General features: G+C 38.0%; 18 protein-coding genes. 15 read left to right on the top strand and 3 right to left on the bottom strand.

The window, feature by feature from the left end; genetic code table 11:
- Position 1: 1 nt before the first annotated feature.
- The 4 genes from I2490_RS16970 to I2490_RS03065 are packed head-to-tail and all read left to right on the top strand — an operon-like array spanning position 2 to position 2,818.
- A complete protein-coding gene (locus I2490_RS16970) occupies positions 2–664 on the top strand; it encodes a DNA cytosine methyltransferase (RefSeq protein WP_330634541.1) in 663 nt (220 codons plus the stop codon).
- Complete coding sequence (locus I2490_RS03075) at positions 651–1,967, top strand: DNA cytosine methyltransferase (protein WP_330634540.1); 1,317 nt, start codon at positions 651–653, stop codon at positions 1,965–1,967. Before I2490_RS16970 ends, I2490_RS03075 begins: the two co-directional genes overlap by 14 nt.
- A 1-nt stretch (position 1,968) precedes the next feature.
- Entirely contained in the window at positions 1,969–2,226 is a 258-nt protein-coding gene (locus I2490_RS03070) for a hypothetical protein (RefSeq protein ID WP_206458309.1), read from the top strand.
- A 4-nt stretch (positions 2,227–2,230) separates the two neighbouring features.
- On the top strand, positions 2,231–2,818 hold the full coding sequence (locus I2490_RS03065) for a hypothetical protein (RefSeq protein WP_206458308.1): 588 nt from the start codon (positions 2,231–2,233) through the stop codon (positions 2,816–2,818).
- Between the two features lie 46 nt (positions 2,819–2,864).
- On the opposite strand, the gene I2490_RS03060 is transcribed toward I2490_RS03065, so the two are convergent.
- Positions 2,865–3,398 carry a class I SAM-dependent methyltransferase gene (locus I2490_RS03060; protein ID WP_280634190.1) on the bottom strand — a complete coding sequence of 178 codons (534 nt, stop codon included), beginning with the start codon at positions 3,396–3,398 and terminating at the stop codon, positions 2,865–2,867.
- A 94-nt stretch (positions 3,399–3,492) separates the two neighbouring features.
- Positions 3,493–4,053, bottom strand: a complete 561-nt coding sequence (locus tag I2490_RS03055) for a PadR family transcriptional regulator (RefSeq protein ID WP_206458306.1) — start codon at positions 4,051–4,053, stop codon at positions 3,493–3,495.
- Between the two features lie 99 nt (positions 4,054–4,152).
- Here I2490_RS03055 and I2490_RS03050 point away from each other — a divergent pair, with 99 nt between their 5' ends.
- The 9 genes from I2490_RS03050 to I2490_RS03015 all read left to right on the top strand — a co-directional run bounded on the left by I2490_RS03050 (position 4,153) and on the right by I2490_RS03015 (position 14,028).
- Positions 4,153–5,982, top strand: a complete 1,830-nt coding sequence (locus I2490_RS03050) for a VirB4 family type IV secretion system protein (RefSeq protein WP_206458305.1) — start codon at positions 4,153–4,155, stop codon at positions 5,980–5,982.
- A gap of 87 nt (positions 5,983–6,069) precedes the next feature.
- Positions 6,070–6,888 (top strand): MerR family transcriptional regulator, encoded by an 819-nt coding sequence (locus I2490_RS03045; protein WP_206458304.1) that lies wholly within the window; start codon positions 6,070–6,072, stop codon positions 6,886–6,888.
- Positions 6,889–6,952: 64 nt separating this feature from the next.
- Positions 6,953–8,038 carry a M23 family metallopeptidase gene (locus I2490_RS03040; RefSeq protein ID WP_206458303.1) on the top strand — a complete coding sequence of 362 codons (1,086 nt, stop codon included), beginning with the start codon at positions 6,953–6,955 and terminating at the stop codon, positions 8,036–8,038.
- A gap of 16 nt (positions 8,039–8,054) precedes the next feature.
- Positions 8,055–9,020 (top strand): DUF3846 domain-containing protein, encoded by a 966-nt coding sequence (locus I2490_RS16965; protein WP_330634538.1) that lies wholly within the window; start codon positions 8,055–8,057, stop codon positions 9,018–9,020.
- Positions 9,021–9,033: 13 nt separating this feature from the next.
- A complete protein-coding gene (locus I2490_RS03030; protein WP_206458302.1) occupies positions 9,034–9,276 on the top strand; it encodes a DUF6103 family protein in 243 nt (80 codons plus the stop codon).
- 376 nt (positions 9,277–9,652) lie between these two features.
- The gene (locus tag I2490_RS03025; protein WP_206458301.1) at positions 9,653–10,093 is read left to right on the top strand and encodes a hypothetical protein; all 441 of its coding nucleotides are present in this window, start codon (positions 9,653–9,655) and stop codon (positions 10,091–10,093) included.
- A gap of 18 nt (positions 10,094–10,111) precedes the next feature.
- On the top strand, positions 10,112–12,874 hold the full coding sequence (gene mobP3, locus I2490_RS03020) for a MobP3 family relaxase (RefSeq protein ID WP_206458300.1): 2,763 nt from the start codon (positions 10,112–10,114) through the stop codon (positions 12,872–12,874).
- 69 nt (positions 12,875–12,943) lie between these two features.
- Complete coding sequence (locus I2490_RS16825; RefSeq protein ID WP_280634186.1) at positions 12,944–13,072, top strand: hypothetical protein; 129 nt, start codon at positions 12,944–12,946, stop codon at positions 13,070–13,072.
- An 11-nt stretch (positions 13,073–13,083) separates the two neighbouring features.
- The gene (locus I2490_RS03015) at positions 13,084–14,028 is read left to right on the top strand and encodes a DUF3991 and toprim domain-containing protein (protein WP_206458299.1); all 945 of its coding nucleotides are present in this window, start codon (positions 13,084–13,086) and stop codon (positions 14,026–14,028) included.
- Positions 14,029–14,168: 140 nt separating this feature from the next.
- Here the strand turns inward: I2490_RS03015 and I2490_RS03010 are convergent, their stop codons facing one another.
- Positions 14,169–14,474: a hypothetical protein gene (locus tag I2490_RS03010; RefSeq protein ID WP_206458298.1), complete on the bottom strand. Its 306-nt coding sequence runs from the start codon at positions 14,472–14,474 to the stop codon at positions 14,169–14,171.
- A gap of 59 nt (positions 14,475–14,533) precedes the next feature.
- On the opposite strand from I2490_RS03010, the gene I2490_RS03005 reads away from it, so the two are divergent.
- Together I2490_RS03005 and ltrA are read left to right on the top strand one after the other, a co-directional pair.
- Complete coding sequence (locus I2490_RS03005; RefSeq protein ID WP_206458297.1) at positions 14,534–15,667, top strand: type IV secretory system conjugative DNA transfer family protein; 1,134 nt, start codon at positions 14,534–14,536, stop codon at positions 15,665–15,667.
- An 868-nt stretch (positions 15,668–16,535) separates the two neighbouring features.
- Positions 16,536–18,290 carry a group II intron reverse transcriptase/maturase gene (gene ltrA, locus I2490_RS03000; RefSeq protein WP_245157068.1) on the top strand — a complete coding sequence of 585 codons (1,755 nt, stop codon included), beginning with the start codon at positions 16,536–16,538 and terminating at the stop codon, positions 18,288–18,290.
- The last annotated feature ends 43 nt before the right edge of the window (positions 18,291–18,333 follow it).

The following is an 18,333-nucleotide window of genomic DNA, read 5'->3' as shown; positions in this document are numbered from 1 at the left end:
AATGCTTACAATGGGAAGCCTTTTTGATGGGATTGGCGGATTCCCGCTTGCCGCAGTTCATAATGGGATTGTTCCTCTGTGGGCCAGTGAAATCGAAAGTTTTCCCATCGAAGTAACAAAAATAAGATTTCCCAAGATGCTCCATGTTGGTGACATTACAAAGCTTGATGGTAGCAAACTGCCTGTCGTTGATATTATTTGTGGAGGTTCGCCTTGCCAAGACTTGTCTGTAGCGGGAAAGAGAGCAGGACTTGAGGGTGAACGCTCAGGACTATTTATGGAGCAGATTAGAATAACAAAAGAAATGAGGTGTGCCGATGGAAACGACGGAAAAGCAAATGACCTTATTCGACCTCGATTCTTCGTTTGGGAAAATGTCCCCGGAGCCTTCTCCTCTCAGAACGGAGAAGACTTCAAAGCGGTGCTTGAAGAGACCGTTCGAATTGCAGACCACACCGTATCTGTACCTCGACCTACGGGAGGGGTATGGAAATCTGCTGGGTGCATTTTGGGAAGAGAATTCTCCCTTGCTTGGAGAGTTCTGGATGCTCAATACTGGGGTGTCGCCCAAAGGCGCAAAAGAATCTTTCTTGTCGCAGATTTTGGAGGACACACCGCTCCCCAAATACTATTTGAGCAAGACCGCTTGCTTGGGAATACTTAGACGAGCAAAATCGAGAGGTAAGGAATTACCTATACAATTAAAAACAGCATTGGAAATACAAGCCAGAATTACACAGATAGATAACAGCAGTTTACCAAATATGAAAGAGCTGAAATCGTATCATATTAATCAAAGGAATGAAGGCATTGACCTTGAAAATCTTTCGGGGGCGTTGATGGCAACACAAAACATGCAGATGCAAACCTTTGTTACAGAACCAATGATTTGTTTAAATGACCAAGGCGGGAACCGCATGGATATTACCGAAAACATAACTTCAACATTAAGAGCAAGTATGGGTGGAAATCTTCCCATTGTTATGGGAAGTCAGCAAGGTGGTGCGGAAATTTGTGAAAATTTTTGCCCGATGATTACATCAGCCGCCGGAACAAGTGGAAATAATCAGCCTGTACTGTTTGATAATCACGGTAAGGACTGCAGATATAATGGACCGCTGAAAGTTGCACCGACAGTGGCAGCAACCTATGGAGCAGGTGGAAATAATGTTCCTCTTGTATCAACACCGATTGCATATAGTTTGGATAGCAAAGATAGTAATTCAATGAAATCTGATAACCCAATATCAGGCTGTCGGGAAACAGATAAATCACGAACCCTTGATACTACAAACCCAGATCCAAGTAAAAACCAAGGTGGTATTGCCATAGTACAGGAAAGCTATTGCATTGCCAGCAATACGATTAACCGCCAGGATCATAACGGTGGCAACGGTCAAGGTGTGCAGAAAGATATCAGCTATACCCTTACAACATCAGACGTGCATGCTATTTATAAGCCTGAGCCATATCAAGATGTGGTAGGAGCCTTGTGTCATCGTGATTACAAAGGAGTGAATTCTATCTATGTAAATCAAGACAAATGCATTATAGGTAAACCATATCAGGATGTTGTTGGAGCATTATGTAATGGTGATTGGAAAGGTGCAGGCAATCAATATGTCAGCCAAGATAAGTGTATTATTGACAAACAAAGCACCATATATGGACAATCTGCATTTGCAGATTACAAGGAAGGATGTGGCACTTTAAGAGCCGAAGGCGGTGACAATGGTGGAGGAAGTGAAAATCTTGCAGTATCACGGAACCTTGTCCGCAGGTTGACACCTCTTGAGTGCGAAAGACTACAAGGCTTTCCCGATGGGTGGACTAATATACCAAAGGCTTCAGATTCGCCAAGATACAAGGCTCTTGGAAACAGTGTGGCAATTCCATGTGTAGACTTTGTTCTCCGTGGGATTGCTTTTTTCTTGAAAAAATTCAAGGAAGAAAGAGAGGAAAGTTAAAATGTATATGTATCCCGATAACTTAAAAGCAAAAGCAACACTATGGCTTTGGGAATTGCGTGACATTGGTATTATTGGAATAGGATTGCTTATTTCTGTTTTTGCCCTTGCTCAAACAGGTATCCTATTCCCTGTTGTAATTACTGCGGCATATGCTTTTTTAAGCATTCGCTTTGAGGATATGAGTATATTGGATTTTATTCGATATGCCGTATCCTTTTTTATTTTAAAGCAACAAACATATGATTGGAGGTTATAAAACTATGAGCAGAAAAGAAAAGACAAAGGAAAAACATAAAAATTCTACAAAAGAACTGATGGGAATTACGAAAATCACTGATTACAGCCTTGTCACTCCTTATGGCGAACTTGTATATTTTATCATACACCCAACAAATATATCTGTACTTTCGGAAAGCAGTGTAAGCAGTAGAATCTATGCATTGATGACGGTGCTGAAAGGTATTGCTGAAATTGAAATGCTCTGCCTTAATTCCAAAGAGAATTTTGATGACAACAAGCAATATCTGAAAAAGCGTATGGAGGAAGAGGAAAATCCTATTATCCGAAAACTTCTGATGCAAGACAGCACCAACCTCGACCGAATGCAAGTGCAGATGGCTACTGCTCGTGAATTTCTGATAATCATTCGATTAAAAAATGAGAAAGAAAGTGACGTGTTTCCATATTTATCTCGTATAGAAAAGAGCTTAAAGGATCAAGGTTTTACATCAAGGAGAGCGGATAGTGCGGATATCAAGAGAATTCTCGGAGTGTACTTTGAACAGAATGTCACGACTGATAGGTACGAAGATTTCGATGGTGAGAGGTGGGTAATTTTTAATGAATAGAAAAAAGAAGCAAGGAGAAATTCCTTAGCTTCTCTTTTAGGTGTCATTACTTTTGACCTGCAATACAAAGTCCAAAGAAATCACTGGTTACAGTTGCATTGCGTAGATTAGAATGACGCAGAAGTTCAGTGATTTCAGAAATTGTATAGGCAGCATTTAGTGATGTAATTAGACCGGGGCGCATTTCCTTGGGCTGAGTTGAAAGATAGACCAATGCCTTTTTAAGTGGATGCACATCACGACGCAAATCGGTGATGCAGTATCGTCCGCCGGCACGAAGAACACGATAAATTTCATCAAAGGCACGGATAGGGTTTTCCCATTCATGTAAGGATCCGTTGGAAATGACAGCGTCAAAGCTTTTATCCTCGAACGGCATCTCCATACAGTTTCCCAACACGTAGTGGGCGGGAATGCTGTATTCAGCAGCATTTTTCTCGGCAATATGAAGCATAGCAGGACTGATTTCGCAGCCAGTGAGTGAAGATGGTCGAATCTTTTTTGATAGTTCCAATCCCACATATCCCGGTCCGGGCCCGACTTCCAATACATCACCACCCTTGATGCCAGACGCAATCATGCCGTCCACACCGTTCCATCCTTTATCCCGCATACTGCGGGCAAATAAGTCAAAGGTTTTCACAGTAACTTCATTCTGTATACCCTCATTTGTTTCAACAACTCTGGTTTTTACCATGTGCTTTAGCCTCCTTCAAGATGTTTAATGATTCTTCTGCCCAAGTAAGCTCAGCCTTATAATGCAGAATGTGGTGCTCAAAAATAATATTGGCAGAGGTTTTATAGTCTTCGGGGATATGCGCTATAGTTTCTTTACGGTGAATTTCCAACTTATTAAGTGTCTTTTTCAAGCTAGAAATGTGCCGGCTAAGACTATCTATTAAGACACTACTATCCAAAGAATCAGAAAAATAAAATGTACCATCAATATCAAAGGAAGGACGATACTTAATCTGCAAGGTTTGATGAAGTAGTTCCTTAAATTTATCCGCTCCTGTATTGCTTATCTGATACACGGTTTTTTCTGGGCGTGCACCTTGCTTGTCACGATTAGCAGTAATTAGTCCCGCAAGTTCCATTTTTTCAAGATGGTAATACACAGTGGGTAGTTTAATCTGCGTAAAGTCCTCAAGCTGTTCCTCCATTAGCTTTTTTATTTGGTATCCGTGTTGAGGGCCAAATCGCAAGAGTAAGCCAAGAATGTATAGTGGAATCATATTATCACTCCTTTTCAACATAGTCAGTACTGACTATAATTATACTCAGCGCTGACTATTTGTCAATAGGTGATTTTTTTGAAAGGAGATATTATATTCATGAAAAGTAAAATAACACAACAAGTAACTCCACAGGAATATGTGTATATACAAGAGTTTCTCGACATGATTGCTCCATCAGTGATTAAATTTAATGTGGATCATTTTATTTGTGGAAACACATTCCGATGTGTGTGGGCACTTCGTGAATATCCCACGGTAACTGAAGAACAGGCTGTCCTCCGTCACCTTGGAGAAAAAGATGGCGTGACACTGCGTATCTATACAAGACAGGTAACATCAACAGAAGAAAAAAGAATCATTCATAATGCCACAAATAAGAACAGAATGAACACTGCAAACACCAATGATTTGAAAGAAAGTGTCACTGCTGAAAGCAATCTGCAGGATGTGGTTACATTGATATCTACCATGCATAGAAACCGTGAACCACTCTTACATTGTGCAGTATTTATCGAGTTAACTGCAAGTGACTATGACAACCTAAAGCTATTACAAACTGATGTTTTGACAGAACTTGTACGCAGTAAACTAAATGTAGATAGGCTGTTGCTCCGACAGCAGCAAGGTTTTTTCTGTGTTGGTCCATCGGGTAGAAATATTTTTGGTAGTCAATTTGAACGAGTCCTCCCTGCTTCATCCGTTGCAAATCTGTATCCCTTTAATTACTCGGGAAAGACAGACAGCAACGGTTTTTATTTAGGCAGAGATAAGTTTGGCAGTAACATTCTTGTGGATTTTGATAAGCGAGATGATGACAAAACCAACCCTTGTATCTTGATTTTGGGTAATTCAGGACAAGGCAAAAGCTATCTACTAAAGCTGATTTTATGCAATATCTTAGAGTCGGGTAAAAATGTAATCTGCCTTGATCCGGAGCATGAATTCGGTGAACTTGCAGAAAATACAGGCGGTTGTTTTGTGGATTTGATGAGTGGGCAGTATATGATAAACCCACTGGAACCGAAAAGCTGGGATGACGGTGGATCCCCACAGGATAAGGATGCACCCATTGCATTTAGGCAAGCAACCAAGCTAAGTCAGCACATCAGCTTTTTAAAAGATTTTTTCCGTTGCTATAAAGACTTCGATGACATACATATTGATGCCATTGAAATTATGCTTGGCAAATTGTATTCCAATTGGAATATAAGTGATAACACCTACTTTGCATCACTTGAGTCTAAGGACTATCCCATCCTGTCTGACCTTTATGCTCTGATTGAGAAAGAGTATAAAGACTATGACAAAGAAAAATATCAGCTTTATACCGCTGAATTGTTACAGGAAATTCTACTTGGACTGCATTCCATGTGTAAGGGTGCAGAGAGTAAGTTCTTTAACGGACATACTAATATTACTTCAAACAGATTTATTGTGTTTGGTGTAAAAGGCTTATTAAATGCAAGTAAGAATGTGAAAAATGCTTTACTTTTTAATGTTTTATCCTTTATGAGTGACAAACTTCTTACCGAGGGAAATACAGCGGCGGCCATTGACGAACTGTATTTATTCCTTACAAATATGACTGCTATTGAGTACATCAGAAACTTTATGAAAAGAGTTCGAAAGAAAGAGTCCTCCGTAATTCTGTCCAGTCAGAATTTGGAGGACTTTAATATTGAGGGTATTCGTGAGATGACAAAGCCGTTGTTTTCCATCCCAACTCATCAATTTTTATTTAATGCGGGTGCTGTAGATTCTAAATTTTATATGGATACCTTACAACTTGAACAAAGTGAATACAATCTTATCAAGTTTCCTCAGCGTGGAGTATGCCTCTATAAATGCGGTAACGAGCGATATAACCTTGTTGTTCATGCTCCGACATACAAAGAAAATTTGTTCGGAAAGGCAGGCGGAAGATAAATTTGAAATTACCTATTGACTCTCACATTATGGTATACTCTAAAATAAAGATGAGCTCAAAATACACATATATGTGAGGAAATCAAAATGTTAAGAATAGGTGATTTTTCAAAACTATCAAGGATTAGTATACGAATGCTACGGCATTATGATGAAATAGGTTGGCTTATACCAAAGGCAACTGATAGCTTTACTGGATACCGCCACTATGGTGAAGACCAACTACCAACAGCAGGTAGAATTACATCTTTAAAGGATATGGGTTTCAGTCTTTCTGCAATTGGAGAAATTCTAAAAAGCTATGATAATCCGCAGGCGCTTGCTGAATTCTTGGCGATAAAACAGAGAGAAGTTTTAGCAGAAGCTGAAGAAACAAACCGTCGTTTACTTTACCTTGATACAGCTATTGAAAGGCTGAGAAAGGACGAAACTGCTATGAATTATAATGTATCTTTAAAAACTTTACCTGAGCGATATGTTGCAAGTGTAAGAAAAATAATTCCTTCTTATGAACAAGAGGGAATGTTATGGGGGATTTTAATGCAGGAAACTGCAACTCTTAAAATGCAAGATAGCGACCCTTGTTACACAATGGCTATCTTCCATGATGGAGAGTACAAAGAGTCAGATGTAGATGTTGAGGTTCAGAAAACTGTTAAAGGCAAATATTCTAACACAGAAAATGTCGTATTTAAGACTGAACCTGCTGTAGAAATTGCATCAGCAACTTTTAAAGGTGGGTACGAAAAAACAAGCGAAGTAAATGAGGCAGTCGCCAACTGGGTGCAGGATAACGAATATGTTTTTACAGGATTGGCATTCAATATTTATCATGTCAGCCCTCATGAAACACAAAATCCAAATGAATATGTAACCGAGGTTTGCTATCCCGTTAAAAAGAAATAATGTAATTATGAAAATGCCGTCTACTGAAAATGTAGGCGGTATTTTTATGAAATGAGGTGAAAAAATGGCTGACCCCGCAACAATCAGTATGGCAATTAAAGCCTCACTCACTGCATTATCAGATGAACGGCTACGAAAATCAATAGGTTGGATTGTCGTGGCAATCCTTTCCCCTATCATTGTAACCATAGCTTTAATTCTTGCAATTCTTTCAGGAACAGCAAGTCACAACAGCACAGCACTTGAATTATCCTTTAACGGTGGTGCTATATCTGAAAAAGCACCCGTGGAATTTAGAGTGCATATTGAAGATATGCGTTACAGCTTTGCCTTGCTTGATTATGATATTAAAAGTATTAATAGCAAAACAGAACATGACGAAAGCCTTGATTCGGTAAGAGTTAAGGCTATTTTTTATGCTCTGTATTTCGGCGATGAACGCCCATCCCTTATTAATACCTTACAGTTTGCAGACTGCTTTGTTGTTTATGAAAAAAGAACTCGCACAGTTACAAATGAAGATGGCAGTACCAGTAAAGAAACCTACATTGTATCTGTTCCCATTAAGGAACTGTCAGTTATTTATGAAAACATTGCTAAAGTAATGGGAATAACCGCAACAGCTGATGACAGAGCCAATGCGACAGAAATATATTACCGTATTAAATACGGCAGACCTGCGCCTACCTATGGGAAGGAGTTTGACGATTTTACTAATGGACTTCCCATTTCTGATGTTCCGTTCGTAGGTGTAGATGGATTTACCGAACCTGTGGCAAATTGGAGAAGTTCGGTGACCAGTGAGTTCGGCTATCGTAAAGACCCATTTACAGGACAGAAGAAAGGGCACGGAGGTATCGATGTTGGAAAACCAAAAGGTACTCCGATTTATTCTGCTCTCGATGGAACAGTTATGCTTGTACGCTATTCCAATACAGGCTATGGATATCATGTTATGGTGGATCATGGCGGAGGTTTTATTACCCTTTATGGGCATTGCTCAAAGTTACTTGTAAGTGAGGGGCAAAAGGTATCAGCAGGAACAAAGATTGCCGAGGTAGGCACTACAGGCAGAAGTACAGGAAATCATTTGCACTTTGAAATCCGTATAAACGGAGAAAAACAAAATCCAAGAAGTTATTTACCATAAGAGAAAGGAAGATTTTATGCTTAAAACAAATGCAATTTTTGAAAGAAAATGCTCTGCTATTCAAACACAGCCTTGTGTTATTGAAACCGTAGAGCAAATGGAACATGAAAAATTTGAAGAGTTTTCTAATGGCTTGCTCCAGGACAGACAGTTTATTGCAGATCACAAAGAGGATATGTTTGTTGATTCTAACGGTGTAATTCACGGACTGCTTGCTCTTGATATGGAAAGCGGTGACGGAATTCTAATTGATTCAAGTGGATATGATTATGCACGATACAGTGCATATATGCCAAATATTAAGCTTTATCTTGATGAGCAGATTGCTCTTACAGCAGACAAAATTATCAAGGATGCTATAACAAATGCAGAGAACGGCAGATGGGTTTTTGACATTGAAGATGCCAGTGAATGCTACGAAATTCCTATCAGGGAGAACAATGGTATCGGGGGCATGTTGCTTTCTGCTCTTCGTGAAAAACAGGAAACTGCCGAAATCGTGGTGGAGGATAACTGTGTTAATATCACTCTTGATTCTGAGTACTGTAATAAACTAAAAGAAAATGAGCAAGATTTGGAAAATGATACTGTACTGGAAGATTGTGCAATTACGCAAAATAAAATTAAAGTTGTAAAAATGGATGTAGGTATGCCCCCTGTGGTAAAAGAGATTGAGAATACTCTTGCGGCATTACAAGCGGAAGTGGGTGGGCTCATTGAATGTGTTTATCTCGATAATGGATGTCTTGCGGTTGTCAATGAAGAAGGAAAACTAAATGGAATGGAACCAAACAGACGATTGGGCTCAGATATTATCTGCGGTCCATTTTTTATTTGTGGCGATAGTGATGATGGTGAATTTGTATCACTTGATGACAAACAGGTAGAAAAATACACCCAGATGTTTTCTGATGTTCCCACTTTTACAGGGGAAGAACTAGAACTGGAGCCACGAATGACGTTTATAGGTTTTGATTTTTAGGAGGATGAGTGGAATGAAAAAAGCAACTTTAACCTTGACTTTTGAAAAGGAAAAACTGAATGCACTTGAATTTTATATGGAGAAAAAGGATGCTGAATTGCAAAACGAACTCTCCGATACTATTCAAAAGCTGTATGAGAAATATGTACCACAGCCTACCCGAGAGTATATTGAAGACAGAATTGCAAAGGAGACTAAGTCGGCTAAGACTAAAAAACCGATAAATACACCGCAATCTGATAACAGCAATTCATAAGAAACAGATAATCGACCACGTTGCCACTTGTGTGCCCTTGTGTGCGACTTTCACACCCAAGATAGGATAAGTATACCCTTTGAAAGAATTGAGGGCGATTTGGGCAAAGTTTTGCGAAATGCCAAGATAAGAGAAATAAAACCTTGTGACTACTCAGCATCCTAAATTAGAGTGAACCCACCGTTCGATTTAGGTGCGGGATAAAGAGAGGTGGTCGCAAGCGACCGCCTTTCAGTCACAAAGCTCGGCAGTGCCGAGCTTTTCTCGCATTTCAGTTAGGTGGTCGGAAAACAGATTTTGTGATGCTTAGGTGGTCAGAAATCAATGAAAAGACCGTGATTATGGCATTTGCAAGGTGGTCAGATAGGTGGTTTCAATGATTAGGAGTGATATTTTGAAAGAAACACAAAACAAGAATAAGAAAAGAACGGCAGTTTGGCTGTATCCAGAAACATTTGAAAAGATGGATATTTTATTGAAAGGAGATAATTGTAATAACCGAAGTGAGTTTATTGAAAAGGCATTGACTTTTTATATGGGATATTTGGTTAGTAATCAAACAACAGATTATCTTTCTAAAATTCTATTGGGAGCAATTCAAGGTACACTTAGGGAAACGGAAAATCGTCAATCAGCAAATCTTTTTCGCTTATCGGTAGAGATGAGTATGATGATGAATATTCTTGCAGCAGGACTTGAAATCAGTGATGAGGATTTAAGAAAACTTCGTAGCAGATGTGTCGCCGAAGTAAAAAGAAATAAGGGCAGAATTAATATGGAGGATGCGGTAAAATATCAAATGGGTACTGGGGAATAAGAAAAAAGGGGGATTTTTATGCCAAGGATAATTTTTAAATGTCCTTATCTAAAAGGCGGTAATAATACAGCACATCTATCCAATCTTGTAAAATACATTGCAACAAGAAGTGGTGTGCAAAAGTTTAGTGCTGAAAATAAAAATCTCCCAGCGACAAAAAAGCAAGCAGAGCTTATCAAAAATATCTTGAAGGAGTTTCCCGACAGTAAAAATATATTTGAGTATGAAGATTATATTCAAAACAAAACAATTGAAAATGCATCAGACTTTATTTCCATAGCATTAGAACACAACCTTGATGTAACAGCGAAGAAAGAAAATTACGTGGATTACATTGCAAATCGTCCAAAGGTAGAAAAATTATCTTCCCATGGTTTATTTACAAGCGGAACAGAAAAAATAGTTCTCTCAAAGGTTGCGGAAGAAGTTGCTCATCACGAGGGAAATGTTTGGACACCAATTATCTCATTAAGGCGAGAGGATGCTGTAAGTACTGGATTTGATAACGTAGAAAGGTGGAAAGACTTTCTTGAAACCTACGCACCAACCATTGCCGTAAATTTAAAAATACCGATAGAACACTTTAAATGGTATGCAGCTTTTCATAATGAGAGTCACCATCCCCATGTTCACATGATTTGCTATTCTGATGACATAAGATTTGGCTATCTTACCGTAAAGGGCATTGAAAAAATAAAGTCTGGATTGGTTTCAAATATCTTTCAAAATGAGATGAAAGAAATCTATACGGAGCAAAGTCACAGAAGAGATGCTTTAAAAGCAGAAAGCAAGAAAATATTGCTTCAGCTGATTACAGAAATGAAAAACGGGAATATTCAAAATCCAAAGTTGGAGTTATTACTCATTGAACTTGCTGAAAAGCTAAAGTATACAAAAGGCAAACGAGTCTATGGCTATTTATCCCCAAAACTAAAAAATATCGTGGACAGTATTGTGGATGAGCTTGCAAAAGAAAAAACAGTTTCAGATGCATATAGCTTGTGGTATGAAATGAGAAATGAGGTGCTTAAAAGTTATTCCGATAAGCTTACTGACCCTATCCCGCTTTCTAAGCAAAAGGAATTTAAGTCAATTAAAAATTTTATTATTTCTGAGGCAGATAAACTCTCTAAAAATGAAATTAGCTTATCAGAACTTGAAGAAATTGAAGCTGATGGAGAAAAATATGAAAATACTTCAACTGAATATTTCGTAGATGAAGACTCTGAAGAACCAAGTGAAATGTCTGATTTTATAATGGATAAAATAGAAGATGACACCAAAGAAGAACCTTTCACACCTCATGTAAAATGGTCTGAAGATTATAAAAAGGCGCGAAAGTTTTTGTTTGGTATAGAAAATGAAGAACCCGACTTTGAACAAGCAATGGAGCTTTTGAAATTAGAATCAGAAAAAGGCAATGTGCTTGCTGTATTTGACTTAGGGCGAATGTATGCAGACGGTCTTGGTGTTGAAATAAATGAAGAACAGGCAAAGAACTATTATACAAAGGCTCTTGAGGTTTTTTTATGTGTAGAGAATAGCAAGCCATGGAAATACACCCAGTACCGCATTGGTAAAATGTTTGCACAAGGACTTGGTACAGAACAAAATTATGAAAATGCTGCGGATTGGCTTTTAAAATCATCTGCGGAGAGATATAAGTTTGCTGAGTATTTCCTTAGTGGACTTTACTATCGTGGGCAAGGTGTAGAGCAAAACTTTGAAAAAGCCTTTGAACTTTATCTGCGTTCTGCAAAGCAAGGCTTCCCGTATGCGGATTTTGAAGTTGCAAAAATGTTTCGTGATGGTACAGGCACAGAAAAAGATGAAAAGAAAAGCAATATTTATTTTAAGAAAGCATTTGTAGGCTTTGAAAATTTAGAAAAACAAAACAGAGATGATAAACTTCAATACCGTCTTGGCTGGATGCTGCAAAATGGAATCGGCACAGAAAAGGATATTGTCAGAGCAAAAGAGTATTTTCAAAAGTCCGCAAAGCTCGGAAATACATTTGCTTGCTATTCTCTTGCAAAAATAATCCTTGCTGAGGAAAATCCGGCAGAGGAAGAAATAAAATCAGCATTCGAATATTTAAAAACTGCATCTGATAGTGGTAACCCATTTGCACAGTATGCACTTGCTAAACTTTATTATGAGGGAAAATACATCGGGCAGGATATATCAAAAGCGGTTGAACTGTTTACATATTCAGCAGAACAGAGTAATGAGTGGGCGACTTACCGACTGGGGAAAATATATTTGACAGAAGACAACTTCAAAGACATTACTTCTGCCACTCGTTGGCTTAAACAATCCGCAGAAAAAGGCAATCAATTTGCTCAGTATGTTCTAGGAAAACTATATCTTAAAGACGAAGAAATCCCTAAAGATGTTGAAAAGGCATTGCAGTATCTTACTTCATCAGCGGAACAAGGTAACCAGTTTTCACAGTACATTCTTGGCAAGATGTATTTAATCGGGCAAGGGGTGGCAAAGGATAAAGAAACTGCTGTAAAATGGTTTGCTTTATCGGCAGAACAAGGTAACGAGTATGCAAAGTTTTTTCTTGAAAATATGGACAAGTGGCATGAGTCATCAGTAGGTTTTGCAGTTTCAAGGTTATTTCATCATATGAGTCGAATTTTCGAGGATAATATTCCAAAGCCTAAATCACCTGTCAGTCTTACGGTAGACAGTAAGTTGCTTCGAAAGTTAAAGCAAAAGAAAATGGCACAAGGACATAAGCATGATGACTATGAGCAAAATATGAGTTTGTAATAGGCAGTCTTTCGAAACGGAAAGGCTGTTATTTTTTTACCCCAAAACAATATGGAAAGGATTTTTATTATGAAAAGCAATCAGAAAAATACTCATCCCAGTTTCAATGTACTTGAAAAACAAAATCAAAAACCAAACATGAAAGGCTATCCCGTTAAAAGGATAGCCTTTCATCGTAAAGTTGGTAAAAAAGCATAAGGAGGGGTTGTATGGGTAAGTATATTTACTTTACTGAAGAAGAAAAACGGAAAGCAAATAACGTTGACCTTGAATATTTTCTCCGCCAACAAGGTGAAACATTGCTACCATCAGGCAGAGAAAAACGCTTAAAGAGTGATCATAGCATTACTGTTCGAGGCAATGAATGGTACGATCATGCAACGGAAAAAGGTGGTCTTGCTATAGATTTTGTGCAAAACTTTTATGGTTTATCTTTTCCCGATGCGGTAACCATGCTCCTTGGTGGTGATAGTGAGAAAGCCTATCATTGTGCCGAAAAGAAAGAAAAAATTAAAAAGACATTTAAACTGCCACCACATAACAAGGATATGCGGAGAACTTTTGCCTATCTCATTAAGCACAGATGTATTAATAGCGATGTAGTTAGTTTTTTTGCCAAAGAAAAGTTATTGTATGAAAGTTGTGAAAAGTCTAATGATGGAACAAAAGAATATCACAATGCAATTTTTGTTGGACTAGATGAAAATTGTGTGGCTCGTCATGCTCATAAGCGTGGCATTTACACTAAAGGTAAAGGCTACAAAGGGAATATTGACAGCAGTAATCCTTGTTACAGTTTCCACTTCTGTGGAACAAGTGACCGACTCTATGTGTTTGAGGCGCCTATTGATATGCTGTCATTTATCAGCCTACATAAAGACAGTGATTGGAAACAGTACAGCTATGTTTCCCTCTGTGGACTTTCGGAACAGGCAATGCTCAAACAGTTAGAGATTAACCCTCAAATTAAAAAAGTAGTCTTGTGTTTAGATAATGATAAAGCTGGAATTAATGCGTGTGAGAAGTTTAAAAAACTATTATATGAACAAGGTATAATAGTTTCTCGTCTCTCCCCTATGCTTAAAGATTTTAATGAAGATTTGCAAGAGAACGTAAAGGAGCAGACACAAAGCTTTGAAATTAAGATGGCATGAAAATAATATCAGCGAGAGCGGTCAAACACTCTCGCTGATAATTTTACGGTTTTAGAAATTTTAGGCAACACATAGTGTATTACTTTAAGTTTCCAGACAAATAGGAATTTGCAGAGGTTGAAAATTTGTTTTGGCTCTAATTACAAATAGGATTCAACAATTTCAGTTAATTCCCCAATAAAATTTCCTACTTCATGATCTGCATCATTCTCATCAGGATATGAGAAAATCGTATCGTACTTACTTAAAAACTCGTCGTATTGCGTTTCACTATGATGCAATCCTTTAGCATGAATGTAGGATACAACCATAACCGCTGCATCCATGGGACGAGACTCAAAGTTATCTGCATCAGCTAATCCAGAAACTCCACTTCGGTCACAATTGAACATCCTACGAACTTGATGCTCCAATTCTATTGCATCACTGTGATTAATTCTAAACATGGTTTCACCTTCTTCAATATAATGTCATCTGACTCTACAAATTTCGATTTGCCAATTTTATGTATTATACTACTAAAAATCACAAAAAGAAAGGACTCCTCCATGAACGAACAACTCGTAATCTTAATTTCCTCAGCAGTCATAATGTTTTTATACTCGGCGGTCTGTCACTCCTTGCTCATTACTATACCCTCAACGGCATTAAATCAAAAACCGTTGGTGATGGACAACACGGTGTCGCAAGGTTTGCAACCAAAAAAGAAATTACTAAAATTTATCATCCTATAACGTTTCAAGTTGCAGACTGGCGAAAGGGCGAAAATCTTCCAAAGAATCAAGGCTTGATTGTCGGTTCAACTGGAAGAAAAGGAACTGTCACCGCACTTGTAGACACAGACGATGTTCACTGCTTGATGATTGGTGCAGCTGGTGTGGGTAAAACTGCATTCTTCCTCTATCCCAATTTAGAATATGCCTGCGCCAGTGGTATGAGTTTTATCACAACTGATACCAAAGGGGATCTTGCAAGAAATTACGCAGCCATAGCAAAAGAAAGCTATGGCTATAATATCTCTGTCATTGATTTACGTAACCCAACAAGAAGTGATGGAAACAACTTACTGCACCTTGTCAACAAGTATATGGACTTATATCGTGCCGACAATAAAAATTTTTATGCCAAAGCAAAAGCTGAAAAGTATGCAAAGATTATTGCAAAAACTATTGTATCTCCCGATGGTAATAATGCCGCAATGGGACAAAATGCATTCTTCTATGATGCTGCAGAGGGACTTCTCACAGCAGTGATATTACTCATTGCTGAATACCTACCACCTACTGAGATTGATGGACAATTAGTAGATAAAAGACACATTGTATCGGTGTTCAAAATGGTACAAGACTTAATGGCACCAAGTCAAGTTAAAGGTAAAAGTCAGTTCCAACTTTTAATGGATAAGTTACCATCCACCCATAAAGCAAAGTGGTTTGCGGGAGCGGCCCTTAACTCAGCGGAACAAGCAATGGCATCTGTTCTCTCCACTGTACTGTCAAGGCTCAATGCTTTTTTGGACACGGAGATGGAGCAGATTCTCTGTTTTCATTCCTCCATAGATGCTGAAACTTTCTGCAAAGAAAAGTCGGCAATCTTTCTTATACTTCCCGAAGAGGATAATAGTGCGACACGTTCCTAACTGAAAAGGTTAGGCACAAGTCATTAAATGAAAATTGAAAGGAGTTTCACAAATAACTTGTAGAACTGATATTTCGAGAGGTGGAATGACGGAGTAACGTCCCGAAACGCCCCCTTAAAACTGCGACAGGCGAAAAGTTTGTAACAATTTTATCGTTTGAAGCTCGCAGAAGTCGGCAGAGAACAACCCAAACAGATAATGCTGTGGAAAGCTGTATAGAGGTATACGGTGTTGCCTATATGTCGGAGGTCTAAAATATACCTATGGTGAGTATGTGGTGTGAAAGACTACAGACAAACCTCAGATTGTACGGGTCTAAACTTCTGAATAGTAGAAATGCTATTGTCCGAATACGGACGTAAGCCGAGGAAAAGTAAGATTTTGTTGTTATGAAATTCCTGATTGTGTTATAGGCACAAGAGTAGCTTACAGGCTTAGATGAGGCACCTAAGGGTATGAATGAAAAGATAGAAATATCGGAACGTGGTAAGGTCAGAACGTGGAGCAAGTTACATTGCAATGAAGTGTTATTAAGGAAAATCAATACTGATATAACTTAATTTCATCTGACTGAAAGTGATGCCATAGTACCTATGAAACCGTGATAATAAGCGGTGGAGGGATGGGCATTAGTCACAGTAAAACTAAATAAAAGAATTACACAATTTTTATGGGTTCGAGTATGACTAAAAAAGGTAAATCTAAATGTGATTTTCACATAAGGAGGTAACCGACCATAGCAAACTCAAAAGCACCAAAACGTCGCAAACTGCGAAACAGCGAATATTATGATTTGCAAACTACCCTTGACAAATTGTATGCAGATAGTAAAAATAATAAAGCTTTCAAAAATCTAATGACGCTCATTATGTCGGAGGAAAACATTAAACTTGCATACAGAAATCTGAAAACCAATAAAGGTAGTAAAACCGCAGGTGTAGACAGAAAAACAATCGAAAACTTGAAAAGGTGGAACGACCAACAACTAATCGCTAATATTGTAAAATCGCTTGAATGGTACACCCCAAACAAGATACGCAGAGTAGAAATACCAAAGGCAAACGGAAAAACTCGCCCTTTAGGTATCCCCACAATCAAAGACAGGCTTATACAGCAATGTATATTACAAGTCTTAGAGCCAATCTGCGAAGCGAAATTCCATGAACGCTCTAACGGTTTCAGACCGAACAGAAGTGCAGAACACGCTATTGCTCAAGCAATGGCAATGATACAGCAAAGAAATATGCACTATGTCATAGATATTGATATTAAAGGCTTTTTCGACAATGTATCACATGGAAAACTGCTAAAACAGATGTGGCATTTGGGAATACGGGATAAGAAGTTAATCAGGATTATCAGCACAATGTTAAAGGCAGAAGTTGCGGGAATAGGCTTTCCCGAAAATGGCACTCCGCAAGGCTCACTCATCAGTCCGTTATTATCAAATGTGGTATTAAATGAACTTGATTGGTGGATAGCAAGCCAGTGGGAAGAATTTCCGACTGAATATCAGTATAAATGCTGTATTCATGAAAATGGAGTGGCAAATAAAAGCCCAATTTATTCTGCTCTTAGAAAAACCAACCTAAAAGAATGTTACATTGTCAGATATGCTGATGATTTCAAAATATTCTGCCGTACAAGAGATGATGCTGAAAAATTGTTTACAGCAACGCAGAAATGGCTGAAAGAAAGATTAGGTCTTGAAATTAGTCCCGAAAAATCAAAAATAGTAAACCTCAAAAGGCACTATTCAGAGTTTTTAGGGTTTAGATTAAAGGCTAAAATCAAAGGTAAAAAGTCTGACGGACAGCCCAAATATGTGGTTACATCTCACATAAGCGAAAAAGCACATAAAAATATATTAAAGCGAGCGAATGAAACAATAAGCGAAATAGCAAAACATGATGATAAGGAAACCGCATACAAATATATCGGTATTTATAATTCTTTTGTCATGGGTATTCACAATTACTACAACTTAGCAACGGAAGTCAATAAAGACTTTCACAAAATATCTTTTCATGTCAATCGAACCCTAAAGCGAAAACTCAAAAACAGATTAAAACGTCCTGATACATCGAAATTAAGATGTAAAGCAATATTAAAACGTTACGGAAAAAGCATGGAACTTAGAAGTGTATATAACCTACCGATAATACCGATAGCTTATGTACAGCATAAAAATCCTATGTGGAAACGGACAAGCATAAATAAGTATACTGCTACAGGCAGAGCCGAAATTCATAAAAACCTAAAAGGTATAAACATGGATATTTTACTTTATCTAATGCGAAATCCTATCCAAAACCGAAGTATAGAGTATAATGATAATCGAATATCACTCTATTCGGGACAAATGGGGAAATGTGCTGTCACAGGCAGACGGCTTGAATTAAATGAGATACATTGTCATCATAAAAAACCGAGAAGTTTAGGAGGTGACGACAGTTATTCAAATCTCAAAATAATTCATGTTGAGGTACACAGGTTAATTCATGCGACAACTGAAGAAACGATAAGAAAATTGCTTGAAACTCTGAAATTGACTGATTATCAAATAGGACGAATAAACAATCTGCGAAAACTTTGCGAACTTAATCTGATAGAACAAATTTGAGTTTGAAAATGTGTAAATTTAATTGAAGTTTAACTGTGATGGA

This window comes from Anaerovorax sp. IOR16 (genome assembly GCF_017168145.1).
Lineage (GTDB): Bacteria > Bacillota > Clostridia > Peptostreptococcales > Anaerovoracaceae > IOR16.
Note: the sequence above shows the minus strand (reverse complement) of the source record. Positions and strands in the feature narration are given on the sequence as shown.